This window comes from Lentzea roselyniae (assembly GCF_039537795.1).
In the GTDB taxonomy this organism is placed as follows: Bacteria; Actinomycetota; Actinomycetes; order Mycobacteriales; family Pseudonocardiaceae; genus Lentzea; species Lentzea atacamensis.
Genome location: NZ_BAABBE010000014.1, coordinates 37,832 through 52,096 on the forward strand (window position 1 = coordinate 37,832; position 14,265 = coordinate 52,096).

The 14,265-nt window shown below is 69.2% G+C and carries 14 protein-coding genes; 3 read left to right on the forward strand and 11 right to left on the reverse strand.

Going from position 1 to position 14,265, the window contains the following annotated elements; genetic code table 11:
* Positions 1-76 precede the first annotated feature (76 nt).
* Positions 77-2,509, forward strand: coding sequence for an ATP-binding protein (locus ABFX45_RS24840; protein ID WP_346132234.1), 2,433 nt, complete (start codon positions 77-79; stop codon positions 2,507-2,509).
* Here ABFX45_RS24840 and ABFX45_RS24845 read toward each other — a convergent pair.
* Together ABFX45_RS24845 and pruA are read right to left on the reverse strand one after the other, a co-directional pair.
* Entirely contained in the window at positions 2,496-3,419 is a 924-nt protein-coding gene (locus ABFX45_RS24845) for a proline dehydrogenase family protein (RefSeq protein ID WP_346132236.1), read from the reverse strand. The genes ABFX45_RS24840 and ABFX45_RS24845 overlap by 14 nt on opposite strands.
* Positions 3,419-5,047, reverse strand: coding sequence for an L-glutamate gamma-semialdehyde dehydrogenase (pruA, locus tag ABFX45_RS24850; protein ID WP_346132238.1), 1,629 nt, complete (start codon positions 5,045-5,047; stop codon positions 3,419-3,421). Before pruA ends, ABFX45_RS24845 begins: the two co-directional genes overlap by 1 nt.
* Before the next feature lie 111 nt (positions 5,048-5,158).
* Between pruA and ABFX45_RS24855 the strand changes: the two genes are divergently transcribed.
* Positions 5,159-6,667, forward strand: coding sequence for a PucR family transcriptional regulator (locus tag ABFX45_RS24855; RefSeq protein ID WP_109640730.1), 1,509 nt, complete (start codon positions 5,159-5,161; stop codon positions 6,665-6,667).
* Here ABFX45_RS24855 and ABFX45_RS24860 read toward each other — a convergent pair.
* Genes ABFX45_RS24860 through ABFX45_RS24900 form a run of 9 tightly spaced genes read right to left on the reverse strand, consistent with a single transcriptional unit; the run spans position 6,649 to position 12,745 of the window.
* A complete protein-coding gene (locus ABFX45_RS24860) occupies positions 6,649-7,266 on the reverse strand; it encodes a YidC/Oxa1 family membrane protein insertase (RefSeq protein ID WP_109640731.1) in 618 nt (205 codons plus the stop codon). The genes ABFX45_RS24855 and ABFX45_RS24860 overlap by 19 nt on opposite strands.
* Before the next feature lie 40 nt (positions 7,267-7,306).
* On the reverse strand, positions 7,307-7,603 hold the full coding sequence (locus ABFX45_RS24865) for a DUF6412 domain-containing protein (protein WP_109640732.1): 297 nt from the start codon (positions 7,601-7,603) through the stop codon (positions 7,307-7,309).
* 10 nt (positions 7,604-7,613) lie between these two features.
* The gene (locus ABFX45_RS24870; RefSeq protein WP_346132242.1) at positions 7,614-8,333 is read right to left on the reverse strand and encodes a hypothetical protein; all 720 of its coding nucleotides are present in this window, start codon (positions 8,331-8,333) and stop codon (positions 7,614-7,616) included.
* The gene (locus ABFX45_RS24875; protein WP_346132244.1) at positions 8,330-8,875 is read right to left on the reverse strand and encodes an RNA polymerase sigma factor; all 546 of its coding nucleotides are present in this window, start codon (positions 8,873-8,875) and stop codon (positions 8,330-8,332) included. The genes ABFX45_RS24870 and ABFX45_RS24875 overlap by 4 nt, the downstream gene beginning before the upstream one ends.
* A 47-nt stretch (positions 8,876-8,922) precedes the next feature.
* A complete protein-coding gene (locus ABFX45_RS24880) occupies positions 8,923-9,525 on the reverse strand; it encodes a nucleoside/nucleotide kinase family protein (protein WP_346132246.1) in 603 nt (200 codons plus the stop codon).
* Positions 9,522-10,079 (reverse strand): DUF402 domain-containing protein, encoded by a 558-nt coding sequence (locus ABFX45_RS24885; RefSeq protein ID WP_346132248.1) that lies wholly within the window; start codon positions 10,077-10,079, stop codon positions 9,522-9,524. Before ABFX45_RS24885 ends, ABFX45_RS24880 begins: the two co-directional genes overlap by 4 nt.
* Complete coding sequence (locus tag ABFX45_RS24890) at positions 10,057-11,046, reverse strand: FAD-dependent oxidoreductase (protein ID WP_346132249.1); 990 nt, start codon at positions 11,044-11,046, stop codon at positions 10,057-10,059. The genes ABFX45_RS24885 and ABFX45_RS24890 overlap by 23 nt, the downstream gene beginning before the upstream one ends.
* A gap of 39 nt (positions 11,047-11,085) precedes the next feature.
* Complete coding sequence (locus ABFX45_RS24895; RefSeq protein ID WP_346132251.1) at positions 11,086-11,331, reverse strand: FAD-dependent oxidoreductase; 246 nt, start codon at positions 11,329-11,331, stop codon at positions 11,086-11,088.
* Between the two features lie 58 nt (positions 11,332-11,389).
* On the reverse strand, positions 11,390-12,745 hold the full coding sequence (locus tag ABFX45_RS24900) for a GAF domain-containing protein (RefSeq protein WP_233440128.1): 1,356 nt from the start codon (positions 12,743-12,745) through the stop codon (positions 11,390-11,392).
* Positions 12,746-12,927: 182 nt separating this feature from the next.
* Between ABFX45_RS24900 and ABFX45_RS24905 the strand changes: the two genes are divergently transcribed.
* A complete protein-coding gene (locus tag ABFX45_RS24905) occupies positions 12,928-14,265 on the forward strand; it encodes an aldehyde dehydrogenase family protein (protein WP_346132254.1) in 1,338 nt (445 codons plus the stop codon).

Consider the following 14,265-nt stretch of genomic DNA (forward strand, 5'->3'; position numbering starts at 1 on the left):
TGAAGGAAAAACGGGAAAAAGCCACGATGGTGTGGTCTTCCTACCCCTGGCCTGACCGTCGGCCGACTATGAGGCTGTGGACCGAGCACTCAGCGTCGCCGCACTGCTGGACCCCACCCGACAGGTGGTCCCCTTTCACGGCAGAGAACCCGAGCTGCAGGCACTCACGCACTGGCGCGACAGCCCCGCGCCCGCGGCGTCTCTGCTGCTGTACGCACCGGCGGGTGCGGGCAAGACCAGGCTCCTGCGGCACTTCCAGGAGGAGCACTGGGACGACGAAGAGCACGGCAGGCTGCTGCTGATCGACGACGCCGACCGCCTCACGTGGAACGACGTCTTCCTGCAGCTGCAGGACAGGCTCCGGCACGGGCCCGAGCGCACGCGGGTGCTGCTGGCGGCGAGGACCACGGGCTGGTGGTGGTCCTCGACCCGCCAGCGCATCGCGGACTTCGACCACGAGGTCACCGACGTCGCGCTGGCACGGACCCTGGACGATCGCGCCGAGTCGTTCACCCTGGCCTGCCAGCACTTCGCCAAGCAGCTCAACGTCACCGCACCCGACGAGCCGCCGCCCAACATCGCCGGGGAGACGGTCCTCGACCTGCACCTGGCCGCGCTGACCGCCGTCCACGGCGACCCGTGCGACGTGAACCGCACCCAGCTCGTCCGCCAGCTTTTGAAACGCGACAACGGTCCCAAGAACGGCCGCATCGCCGAGGACTACCTCGCCGTCGTCACCCCGGACGCCCCGGATCCCGACCTGCTCGCCCGCGCCGCGCAGAGGTGGCCGCACCTGCGCGCCAAGCTCGACGAGATCATCGACGCCAACCCGAAGATCGTGCTCGACATGGAGCGCGACAGCCTCCGGGCCGCCGCCGAGATCGGCTCCTTCACCACGCTCGAGCACATCGCCCGCCACGTCTTCCGCGACGAGCGGTTCGCCACCGACCCGATCCCGTCCACGATCACGAAACGCCTCATCGACCGCGCGCAGGACACCCTCGAACGCGCGGAGATGTACGGGATGCTCAGTGCCCGCTCTGCGGTCTGCGGCCTCCGCGAGGAAGCCGTCGAAGCCTCGAAGCAGGAAGTCGAGTGCTACCGCGAGCTCGTCGAGCAGGACCGCGAGAACCGGCCGCTGCTCGCGGACTCGTTGGGAGACCTGGGCCTGCGCCTGCTCGCCGTGCACCGCACCGAGGAGGTTCTGCAGGTCTCCGAGGAGGCGATCCGGCTGTGGCACGAGATCGCGATCGACGACCCGGAAACCACCCCGCACCTCGCGTCGGCGCTCGAACAGATCAGCTACCGCTACCAGACCCTCGGCATGCCAGAGGAGTCGATGGACGCCATCAGCCGCGCGACGCTGATGTACCAGGAGCTCGCGAAGATGCACCCGGCGTTGTTCCGCGCCGACTTCGCCAGGGTCGCGGCCATCGTCGCGCGGCGCTACCACGCCGAGGGCGAGAACACCCACGCCGCCGACTCGATGCAGCTCTCGATCGCGAACTGGCGCATCCTCTCCCGGGAAGACCCGCGCTACGAACCGGAGCTCGCCCGCAACCTCGCCGCCGCAGGGTCCATGCTCGTCGAGCTCCGCCGCGCGGAAGCGGCCGACGAGACCCTCAAGGAAGCCGTCGAGGTCTTCCGCAGGCTCGCCGTGGTCAACCCGCAGACGTTCCAGCCGGAGCTGGCGGACGCGCTGATGCGGCACAGCCAGGCGTTGCGCGACCTGTGCGAGGACCCGGACGCGAAGCTCACCGCGCAGGAAGCCGTGATGCTGTGGCGGGAAACCGGTGACCGCAAGGGTCTCGGCACCGCGCTGCTCAACGTCGTCAAGGTCGCCCACGACTACGACGCCGAACTCGCCGCGGCGCAGGAAGCCGTTGACGTGTACCGGGAACTGGCCGCCGAGAACACGGTCTGGCACCAGGCCGACCTCGCGATCGCCCTGTCGATGCTGACCGAGCAGCTGCTCGTGCAGGACGAGGCGGACAAGGCGCTCATCAGCGCGGCCGAGGTGTTCGACATCGTCCGGCGGTTGCCGTCCCAGCTCATCGACTTCTTCGGGGTCAAGCTCGCGATCGCCATGCAGCCCATGACCGCCACACTGTCCGAAATGGAGTATCACGCGCACGCGCTGGAGTCGTCCGAGCTGATGCTCGACATCTGGCGGGCGCTCAAGGACAAGTCGCCGTCCGGCCTTGGCGCCTACATCGGGGCCGTGCAGCAGCACGCGTGCAAGCTCCGCGGCGCGGAACGGCGGGTGGAGGCGAGGAACACCGCGCACACCGCCGTCGTGCTGTGGCACCTGACGGGCAAGGACCTCGACCGGGAGGCCGGGTACGCCGACACGCTCACGATCTACGCGCGGCTCTGCGCGGAGACGAAGTACCAGCTGCGGAAAGCACTCCAGCTCACCCACCGCGCGGTGAAGATCATGCGCGAGGTGGGTGAGCCGGTGAAGCTGGAGTTCGCCCTCGAAACGGTCGAGGCGCTCAGCTCGTCGTGAGCAGCGACCTCACGAAGAACGCCACGTTGGCCGGACGCTCCGCCAGGCGACGCATGAAGTAGCCGTACCACTCGTCGCCGTACGGCACGTACACGCGCATGCGGTTGCCTTCGCCGGCGATCCGGCGCTGCTCCTCAGGCCGGATGCCGTACAGCATCTGGAACTCGTAGGAGTCCTTCGAGCGCGCGGACGCCAGGTCGGCGGCGATCGCGATCAGGCGCGGGTCGTGCGAGGCCACCATCGGGTAGCCCTGACCCTCCATCAGGATCTTCAGGCACCGCACGTACGACAGGTCGACGTCGTGCTTGTCCTGGTAGGCGACGGAAGCGGGCTCCTGGTAGGCACCCTTGCACAGCCGCACCCGCGAACCGGAGTACGCGAGGTCGCGGCAGTCCTGCTCGGTCCGGCGCAGGTAGGCCTGCAGCACCGCGCCGACCCACGGGAAGTCCACCCGCAGCTCACGCAGGATGTCCAGCGTGGAGTCCGTGGTGGTGTGGTCCTCCATGTCCAGCGTCACGGTGGTGCCGACGACCGCGGCGGCCGAGCAGATCCGCCTGGCGTTCTCCAGCGCGATCTTCTCGCCGTCCACCGGCAGCGACTGGCCCACGGCGGACAGCTTGACCGACACCTCGGCGCCCCGCGTCAGCCCGTGCTGCTCCAGCCGCGCCAGCAGCGTCAGGTACGCCTCGACGGTGTCGTTGGCCTGCGACTCCTCGACGGTGTCCTCACCGAGGTGGTCCAGCGTGACGAGCCGGCCGTCCGCGAGCACCTCGGCGGTCGCGTGGATCGCGGAGGAGACGTCGTCACCGGCGACGAACCGCTCGACGACAGGCCGGGTCAGCGGCGTCGACTCGACGAGCCTGCGAGCGCCCTTGCTGCGGGACGCCGCGAGAAGAGAGCTGCGAAGCATCACGCCCCCTGGTGCGGGTGAAGGTGGTTGGTGGGCGCCGCGAAGGTCTCCTTGATGGAGCGCGGGCTGACCCAGCGGAGCAGGTTGTGGACCGACCCCGCCTTGTCGTTCGTACCGGACGCGCGGCCGCCGCCGAACGGCTGCTGGCCCACGACGGCACCGGTCGGCTTGTCGTTGACGTAGAAGTTGCCGGCGGCGAACCGCAGCTCTTCCATCGCGTGCGCCACGGCGGTGCGGTCACGGGCGATGATCGAACCGGTCAGGCCGTACGGCGCCGCGCTCTCCATCTGCTTGAGCACGGTCAGGTAGTCGGCGTCCTCGAACACGTGGACAGCGAGCACCGGGCCGAAGAACTCGGTGGTGAACACGGAGTTCGACGGGTCGGAGCCGAGCAGCACGGTCGGGCGCACGAAGAAGCCGTCCGAGTCGTCCGCGGTACCACCGGCGGCGATCTCCAGGGTGGAGTCCGCGCGCGCGGCCTGCAGCACGCCCGACAGCTTGTCGAACGAACGGCGGTCGATCACCGCGCCACCGAAGTTCGAGAAGTCCGTGACGTCGCCGTAGGTCAGCGCCTCGACCTCGGCCAGGAACTGGTCCTTGATCTTGTTCCACACCGAGCGCGGCACGTAGGCGCGCGACGCGGCGGAGCACTTCTGGCCCTGGTACTCGAACGCACCGCGGATCAGCGCGACGCGCAGCACGTCCGGGTCGGCCGACGGGTGCGCCAGCACGAAGTCCTTGCCGCCGGTCTCACCGACGATCCGCGGGTACGAGCGGTAGTTCGCGATGTTCGCGCCGACCTGCGCCCACAGCTTCTGGAACGTCGCGGTGGACCCGGTGAAGTGGATGCCGGCGAGGTCGGGGGAGTTGAGCGCCACCTCGGACACGGCCAGGCCGTCACCGGGCAGCAGGTTGATCACGCCGGGCGGCATGCCCGCCTCTTCCAGCAGCCGCATGGTGAGGTGCGCGGCGAACGACTGGGTGGGCGACGGCTTCCACAGCACCACGTTGCCCATCAGCGCGGGCGCGGTCGGGAGGTTGCCGGCGATCGCGGTGAAGTTGAACGGCGTGATCGCGTAGACGAAGCCCTCCAGCGGGCGGTGGTCCGTGCGGTTCCACACGCCGGGCGAGGAGATCGGCTGCTCGGCCAGCAGGTTGCGGGCGAACTGCACGTTGAAGCGCCAGAAGTCGATCAGCTCGCACGCGGAGTCGATCTCGGCCTGGATCGCGGTCTTCGACTGGCCGAGCATCGTCGCTGCGTTCAGCGTCTGGCGCCACGGGCCGGCCAGCAGGTCGGCCGCACGCAGCAGGATGGCCGCGCGGTCGTCGAACGACATCGCGCGCCACGCCGGGGCGGCCTCGCGAGCGGCGCGCAGTGCGTCCTGGGTGTCCTGCTGGGTCGCGCCCGCCAGGGTGCCGAGGACCGAGCGGTGGTTGTGCGGCTGGACGACGTCGAACCGCGCGCCGCCACCCATGCGCTGTTCGCCACCGATGGTCATCGTCAGCTCGAGCGGCTCCTTCTGCAGCTCGGCCAGCTTGGCCTGCAGTTCCGCGCGCTCCGGGGTACCGGGGGCGTACTGCAGCACCGGCTCGTTGACCGGGGCGGGAACCTGGGTGACAGCGTCCACTCGGCAACTCCTCTTCGAGATGTGGGGTGCCCAAACCGTAAGACCGCATGACCTCGCCGCCGTTGTGCGACCGGCCAAGATTCACCAGGTCAGATGTACGATCGAACAACCATGAGCCTCCGCCACCTCCTGATCGCCCTGGGCGATCCACTGGTCGAACTGCAGGTCGCCCCGAACGGCCTGGAAGTCGACGTGCGCGATGTCGTGATCATGGATCCGGACGACCCGCCGGACGTCGCCGCCGGAGACCTCGCCCTGGTCATCGGCGCACGCGGCAGGGCTGCACTGCCGCTGATCAGGGCCGCCGGCCGGGCGAAGGCCGCGGCTGTCGCGGTCAAGGAGAGCTCGTCCGCCCTTGACCAGGCCGCCATCGACGCGGGCGTGGCGCTGCTGGAAGTCCGCCCGGAGGTTCGGTGGGGACACCTGGAGTCGCTGGCCAAGAGCGTGCTCACGACCACGACCGACGACGGCGAGATCCTCGGCGACCTGTTCGCACTCGCGCAAACGATTGCGACCCTGACCGGCGGCATCGTCAGCATCGAGGACACCGCGAGCCGCGTGCTCGCCTACTCCCGCTCGTCCGACGAGGTCGACGAACTGCGCCGGCTCTCCATCCTCGGACGCCAGGGCCCGGAGCCGTACCTGAAGATGCTGCGCGAGTGGGGCGTCTACAACCTGCTGCGGTCGTCGGAAGAGGTCGTCCGCATCGACGAACGCCCGGAGCTCGGCATCCGCCGCCGCATCGCCGTCGGCATCCACGCGGGCTCGCAGCCGCTGGGCACGATCTGGGTGCAGGAGGGCGACCAGCCGCTGTCCGGGCAGGCGGAACGGGCGCTGCTCGGCGCCGCCCGTGTCACCGCCCCGCACCTCATCCAGCAACGCAACCAGCCGACGTCGCGGTTCCGCGAGAACCTCCTCGCCGCGCTGCTCACCGGCCGGATGGACGCCGCCACGGTCGCCGGCCAGATCGGTGCCGACCCGAAGAAGCCCGCCGCCGTCGTGGTCTTCGCGTTGCGCGGCGGTGACGCCGACCGCAGCGAACACGAGCTCCGCCGCGCCGAGATGACCGGCCTGATCTCCGTGCACGCGGCGGCGTACCGGCGCAGCGCACTGGTCAGCGAGTCCGGCGGCCGCACCTACGTGCTGCTGCCGGACCTCGCCCCGAACGCTCAACTTCTGAACCTGACGCGGGAAATCGTCACAACCGCACGACGACACCTGCACACGTCGGTTCAGGCGGCGGTCGGCTCGACAGTGTCCACATTGGACGATGCGCAGGTCTCGCGGCAGGAGGCCGAGCGCGTGCTCGACGCGATGGCCCGCGATCTCGACGCCGAAGTCGCGACGCTCGCCGATGTGCGGTCACAGGTCCTGGTCAGCGAGATTCTCGCGCTGCTCCAGGACAATCCCCGGATCCGCGACCCCCGGGTCGACGCGCTCGACCCGGAGCTCGCGAAGTCGTTGCTGGTCTACCTCGACGCCTTGGGCGACGTGCGAGCCGCGGCCGAGCGGCTGCACGTGCACCCGAACACGTTGCGGTACCGGCTGAAGCGGATCGACCTGGACCTGGACGATCCGCTCGTCCGGCTCATCGCCCAGCTTCAGCTCAGGATGCGGTAGAGCAGCGCCCGCTCCGCGATCGTCCACGTCGTCGTGGTGAGCAGGTACAGCCCTGCGGCCAGCGGCAGGTACGCCGCCACCAGGATCGTGCCGAACGGCAGCACCTTGATCAGCCCGGTCATGAAGCCGGGCGTGGGCGTCGTGGTCATGCGCGACTGCTGCCACCGCACGGTCACGTACGCGACGACCGCGAGCAGGCCGAACAGCGCGAAGAACACCCACTCGAAACTGCTCATGAAGTGAGCACTTAGCGAAACCCCGAAAATCGTCCCCTCCAGGAGGGGGTTGGGGGTCGTGACGACCTGGTAGATGACCATGAAGAACGGGATCGTCGCGAGCATCGGGAGCATGCCCGCGAACATCGACACGCCGTTCTTCTCGTAGACCTTCTGCGACTCCTCCGAGAACCGCATCAGGTCCTTGCCGTACTTCTTCTGCAGCTTCTGGATCTCCGGCGCGAGTTTGGCCTTGGCCTTCTCGCCGCGCACGGCCGCGCGGTACAGCGGGTGCAGTGCGAGCCGGACGACGATCGTGAACAGCACGATGGCGAGCGCGGGCATGCCGAAGCTCGCCAGGGCAGCGCCCAGGTCAGCGAACAAGGGTTGGTTCTCCGTCTTGAGTTGGGAAGTGCGGGACGTGTCAGAACGTCCGGCATCCCGGTGCTCGAGGACGGGGCCGACCAGCGGCGTCGGGGTCGCGCAGCCGCAGTTGTGCTGATCGTTGTGCTCGCTCCCGGATCGAGAGCGACCGCGCTGGCGCCACCGCCTGTGAAATCAGCTGGGGCACCAGCGCGACGACCACGATCAACGCGAGGGCGAGCGCGGTCACGGCCGCGGCGACCTCGGTCGGCGAGGAGAAGAACGTGAAGGCGTAGAGGGCAGGCAGGAAGACCGCGAGCATCAACAGCGCGCGGTTCTTGGTCTCCGGCCGCCACATGCCTTGCAGACTACCGAACGCGAACGGGAATCGGGGAGGTCTGCAGAACGCCGCCTGCTTCGTCATAAAGCCTGACGTGTTTCGGCTTGCCCAAGCTCGGCCACCACGCCACGACCCAGCCGTTGCCGACGGTCGCGGTCACCTCCAGCCCGTCCTCCGTGCCGATGACCACCTTGCCGACCTTCGGGCTCACCCGGCCGGTCAGGACGCTCATGCTGTTGCGGGTGTTCACGTCCGTCATGCCCATTTGCCCGGCGAAGTCGGCGAACAGCCTGTCGCCGAGCGGCTCGCGGCCCGTGGCGTTCCCATGTCCGCTCATCGCCACACCTTTCGGCGTCCGCAGGCACAGCATCTCGGACTGTGGACCGGTGAACAGCACCATCGTCAGGTCTCCGCGCTGGTCGACGACCGACACCTCACGGGGGGCCGGCCAGTTGGGCCGATTCCCCTCGCCCTGCGCGTCGTGGTGGTCGAGCGTCTTCGTGCAGTCCGCGAGCACGGGTGCCAGGTCGCCGGGTGCCCTCGGTTCAGCGGTCCACGACGCGTAGGCGTCCTGGTTCGTCGGGGTCCACAGCACCAGCGTCACGGCGACGGCGGCCACGAGAGCCGTCGCGGGCACCGTGAAGCGCCACCACCGGCGGGACGGCTTCGAGCTGATCTCGTTCAGCAGTGCGTGCTTGCGGATCTGAAGGCGCAGCGGGTCCAGCTGCGGGATCTCGGGCGTGATCACAGTGCCTCCTCAACCAAGGCGCCACGCACGGTGCGTTGCGCGCGAGCGAGTCGGGACTTCACCGTGCCGACCGGGATGCCGAGCACCTCGGCGATCTGCGCCTGACTCAGGTCCGACCACGCGGCCATCTCCAGCACCTCCCGGTCCCCGGCGGGTAGCTTCTCCAGCTCGGCGATCACCGCCCTGGTCCTGGTCTCGGCGTCCACCCGCCGTGCCACATCGTCAGCGTGGTCGTCGTCCGCGTCGTGCCGCGGAACCTTCCCGAGCGCGGCCTTGTGCCGCGTGCGAGCGCGTTGGTGATTGCGAGTGACACCGAGTGCGACGGTGTACAGCCATGGCAGCAGAGACCCCTCGACCGTCACGGACGTGCGTTTGCGCCAGGTCTCCATGAACACCACGGACACCAGGTCCTCGGCAACGGCCCACGTGCCGGTGCGGCGCAGGCAGTAGGCGAACACGGCCTGGGCATGGCGTTCGAACAGCAGCCCGAACGCCTCGCTCACGCCGGCCCGGACTTGCCCCCAGAGTTCTTCGTCGGTCACGGACCCTCCTCATCTGCCCCGTCCATGTCCGCAGGAGGAGGTGAGGTTCACGACTCGACCAGACCCGGTCGATCCGGGTGGTCGTAGCGCACGAACAGGTCCGCCACCGGCTCGTAGTCGTCGAACGCCGGCAGCGTCCATTCCTCGTCCGGTTTGAGTGCGGCGGTCTTGCGGTTGAGCGCGCCGGCGGAGAGCCACAGGTGCACGGTCAGCTCGGCCGGCAGCCAGCGGTCGAGCAGCAGCGTGCCGTCGATGAGCACCACACCGTTCTCCGGCAGGTCCACATACTCGGCGCGGCTGGCCCGGTCGGTGGCCGCGTTCCACAGCGACGGCAGCACTTTGCCGTCGAGTGCGGGATCGAGGACTTCGCGCTGCAGGCCGTTGAAGTCGAACCAGTCGTGCCGGTACGAGTACGGGTCGGTGCGGCCGTGTTCCAGCCGCACCGACGCCGGTCGCAGGAAGTCCTCAGTGGACACCCGCTGCACCGCACGGCCCAAGGCGCGCAACGGTTCCACGACCGCGTCGGCGAGCTTGCCCGGTTCAGCCGCGGGAGCCCCGTCGATGAGCACCCGCACCCGGCCGTCCATCGCGCTGATGCGGGAGACGATCTCGGCGACGAGCGTGTCGAACGTGAGCGGTCGAACCTTCACCGCCACTCCGCGCGAGGGTGCCAGTCCGCCCAGGCCGTGTCCCACCAGATCTCGCCGGAGGCCAGCATCTTCTCGATCTTCTGGCCCTCCGCCCTGATCGCCTCGGCCTCCTGGGCGGAGTACTTGCCGGACGTCACCTGCTCCTCGAACTCGTCGAGGTCGCGCTGCTCCCACGTGCCGTCCGGCGCCATCGTGTAGTCCAGCGCGTGGTCGAGCGTCTCGAACCCGTCCTCGGTGCGGCGGTAGGGAGCCTGCAGGTTCAGGTAGTAGTTGCCGAAGACCCGGTCGTCGCCCTTCCAGAACAGGTCGACGGAGTAGGCGTCCTCCGGCCGGTGCAGCATGAGTTTGCCGTGCCCTCGCCAGAACCCGCGCTCGGGCTTGTCCCACGGGTGCGGGTGGTGGTGGTCGGGGTAGGTGAGCCGGGTGCCCGGCTCCACGAACACCGCGAGCAGGCCCGGTTCGTCGACGACCACCCTGGTCGGCATCTCGGACCAGACCTTGCCGTGCAGCACCTCCCGCCGCACGATCACCTCACCGGGCGCGAACCACCTCATGGGCTGAATCTACGTGATCACGATCGGCCATGTCCCTCGCCATCATGCGGTGCTTCAGCGGTGGCAGCGCGTTCGTGACCCGCAGGAACGTGCGGAAACATGCCAGCACGACCCGGCCGATCACCGGCTTGTGGATCGCGCCACGCCCGTCCATCTGCTCGCGTGAGGCGAGCACCGCCTCGAACCCGTACTCGACCATCTCCCGCTCGTACTCGGAGACGGCCTCGACCAGGTCCTTGCCGTGGTGCGCCTCGACGAGCTTGCGGCACAACAACTCCGCGTCCCGCAGCGCGGTGTTCGCGCCGATGCCGCGTCCGGGTGTCATGAGGTGGACGGAGTCGCCGATCATCGTGACGTTGCTCGCCCGCCACGGCGGCAGCTTCTCCGAGGTGCGGATGCGGATCTCGAACACGGTCTCCGGATCCGCGCGGCGGAAGAGCTCGCGCAGGTTCGGGTGATAGTTCGGGGTCAGGTCCAGCACGACCTGTTTGAGCTGGTCCCGGGTCATCCCGCGCAGGTCGGGGAACTTGTCGTGGGCTGCGGAGAAGCCCCACATGATGTAGTCGTCCTCGGCACCTCCGTTGTCGAAGTGCATCACGTGGAGGATCACGAACGCGCCCTTCGGCCCGTAGAGCAGCGTGACGGCCTCGTCGCCGTCCGGTGGGAGCAACGCGAGTGTCTCCGGCGTCATCTTCAGCTTGCCCGCGATCGACGTGATGCCGGTGTCGACCACCTTCGCGTCCGGCAGGCGCTGCTTGCGGACCTTCGACTGCGCGCCGTCCGCGCCCACGAGCACGTCACCGGTCTCGGACGTGCCGTCGGCGAAGAACGCCGTGACCGTGCCGTCGTCGTTGTGGCGGTAGTGCGTGAAGGTCTTGTCGAACCGGACGACGTCCTCCAGCCCGTTGAGCAGCGCGGTCCGCATCGCGATCCGGCTGACGGACTTCTCGCTGCGGGTCTCGTCCACCGCGGGCGGCAGGTCGGCGACGAGGAGCTCGCCGTACTTCTAGGTGCGCATGTTGATCCGGCGGACCGGCCTGGCCGTCGTGCGGACGAACTCGGCGAACACCTCCGGAGGCAAGCAGCTGTGCAGCGCTTTGCTGCCGTCCGGGCTGATCCCGACCCGGAAGCCGATCAGCATGCTGCGCGGCGTGCGGTCGCGTTCGAACAGCGCCACGTCGACGCCGGCCTTCTTCAACCCGTGCGCCAGGCACAGGCCACCGGTCCCCGCCCCGATGATGATTACGCGCATGAAAGTCTCCCCACTAAAGTCTCTTAGTTGGGAAGATATTCAGTTGCTGAGGCTCTTGTCAATCGTCCTGACTGAGTCTCCTCAGCCGCGCGGTGGCGATCGCGAGCCGCACGTCGTCTCTGGGTAGCAGCCTGACCAGCTGTTCCAGCGCCTCGACGTCGTGCTCGCCGGAGTCGGTCTGGGTGAACGTCCACAGCGCGTTCGCGTCCCCGCGCGACAGGACCGCCTTGCGCACGCCGGACGCCAGGTCGTCCCGCTCGGCCAGCACGACGGGTGCCTCGGAGCGGCGCAGCAGGGAGCCTCGATACCGGGAGGCGGCCAGTGGTACGTCACCGTCGTCCAGCGCGGCTCGCACGGCCAGGAAGTCGGCCTCGACGTCCGCCGTCAGCCGGTACGGCCTGGTCGCCAGCACGTCGGTGCCGAGCTGGGCGCGCAGCCGGTGCAGTTCGGCGCGCACCGTCGTCGGGTTGCCGCGCTCGCCGTAGAGCCGCAGCGCCAGCTGGTCGGCCGAGAGCCTGCCGTCCAACGCCAGCGCGCACAGGATCTCCGCGTGCCGCAGCGAGATCGGCACTTCGCGCCCGTCCAGCACGACCTTCGGCTCCGGGAGCAGGAACGACAGCGACAGCACCGACCTGCGCACGTGCCGTTGCCGGGGCATGCGCAGCAGATAGCCGCGGGCGAGGGGTTCCAGCACCGCCTCCCGGCCGTCCGGCAGCCGCACCCGATCGCTGGAGACGTCGACGCGCGACGGCAGCAGCCCGTACGGCTCGACCGCGACGACCCTGCCGGTCGGGCTGAGCAGCGCGCCGGGCTCGCCGCGCAACGCGATCAGGTGCCGCATGTTGCGTGCCCGCAGCTCCTCGTCCTGAGCGTGCATCCTGGCGAGCATCCCCGACTCGGCGAGGCGGGCCGACGCGGACACCAGCGCCACCATCGACGGATGGACCGTCTCGATAGGGCCGCTGAGGTCGACGACGCCGATCGTCCTGCCGGTGTCGGGGTCGTGGACCGGGCTCGCCGCGCACGTCCAGTGGTGATAGGTCCGCACGAGGTGCTCGGCGGAGTGGACCGTGACCGGTGCGTTCGTCGCGAGCGCGGTGCCCATGCCGTTCGTCCCGGCCGCGTCCTCCGACCAGCACGTTCCTTCCGCGAGGCCGACGTCCTCCGCGCTCAGGCGGGTGTCGTGGGAGCCCTCGCACCACAGGATGTGGCCCTGGGCGTCCGCGACGATCATGATGTGCCTGGCTTCGTGCGCGAAGCCGAGCAGGGTCTCGCGCAGCACCGGCAGGCTGGGGTGCAGCGGATGCCGTTCGCGCAGGTCGGGAAGTTCGTCGGCGGCGAAGACCGTGGGGGCGGTGTGCAGGTCCGGATCCACGTTGGCGGCGAGTGACCGTTGCCACGACGCGGAAATCACTGAGCGTGGCGAATCCGCCGTGCGAGTACCACTCAACACGGCATCTCTTACGCGACTCAGCAACAGTGCGTGTTGCCCGGGGTCGTGGGCCACTGATCCATCCACGGCTTGCAACGAGCATGCAACGTTCTGCTGCCTAGTTTCTCATTTTCACCACCCGAGCCACTCAGCGGGAGTCGAGAATGACGCAGTACGCGGCGCCGGGGCAGCCCGGCAGCGTGGTCGCGTACCGGCAGAGGTACGACCACTTCATCGGCGGCGACTACGTGCCGCCCGTCTCCGGTGAGTACGTCGAGAACATCACGCCGGTGACCGGTGAGGTCTTCACCGAGGTCGCACGCGGTACCGACGCCGACAGGGCACGTGCCCTGCACTCCGCCAGCGGCGCCGCACGTGCGTGGGGGAGGACCACGGCACGAGAGCGCGCCACGGTTCTGTGCGAGATCGCGGACCGGGTGGAGGAGCACGCCACCGAGCTCGCGGTCGCCGAGACGTGGGACAACGGCAAGCCGGTGCGCGAGGCCCTGGTCGCCGACGCCCCGATGCTGATCGAGCAGTTCCGCCAGTTCGCCGCCGTCATCCGCACCGAGGTCGGCGAGGTCGAGCAGCTCGGCCGCGATACCTGCGACTACCGCTCGTTCCAGCCGCTCGGCGTGGTGCACGAACGGCTCTCGTGGACGTTCCCGCTGATGGGCGCGGGCCGGGTGCTCGCCCCCGCGCTGGCCGCCGGCAACGCCGTGGTGCTGGAGCCCGCGCTGCAGACGCCGGCGTCGATCCACGTGCTGCTCGGCGTGATCGCGGACCTGCTGCCGCCCGGTGTGGTGAACGTGGTCACCGGGTCCGAGGATCACCCGGTCCGGGCCGGCCGCTGCCCCAACATCTTCTTCTCCGACGTCACCGCGCAACGCGACGGCTTCCTGGACAAGGCCCTCGAAGGCTTCGCGATGTTCGCGGCCAACCAGGGCGAGATCTCCACGGCCCCGTCCCGCGCTTTGATCCAGACCGCGATCTACGAGGAACTGCTGCACCTCGCGACCCAGCGCACGCAGCAGCTCCGCTCGGGCGACCCGCTCGACACGGACACCATGGTCGGCGCCGTCGTGAGCCTGGCGCAGCGCGATCGCGTGCTCGCCTACATCGAGCGCGGCAAGGCCGAGGGCGCGCGGCTGGTGACCGGGGGCGAGGCTTCCGGCCACTACGTCCAGCCCACGATCTTCGAGGGCGACCACCGTTCCGCCGTGTTCGCCGACGAGGTGCTCGGCCCGATCGTCTCGGTCACGAGGTTCGACGACCGCGACGACGCGGTGAAGATCGCCAACGAGACCACCGCCCAGCTCGGCGCCGGCGTCTGGTCGCGCGACGTGGCGCTGGCGCACAACGTCGGCCAGGAGCTCAACGCCGAGCGGGTGTGGGTCAACAACTACTACGCGTACCCGGCGAACACCGCGGCGCTCGCCGAGTACCGCCGCGTGAAGCACCTGCTGGTCAGCTACTCCGACCGTGCGCAGGGCTACTTCTAG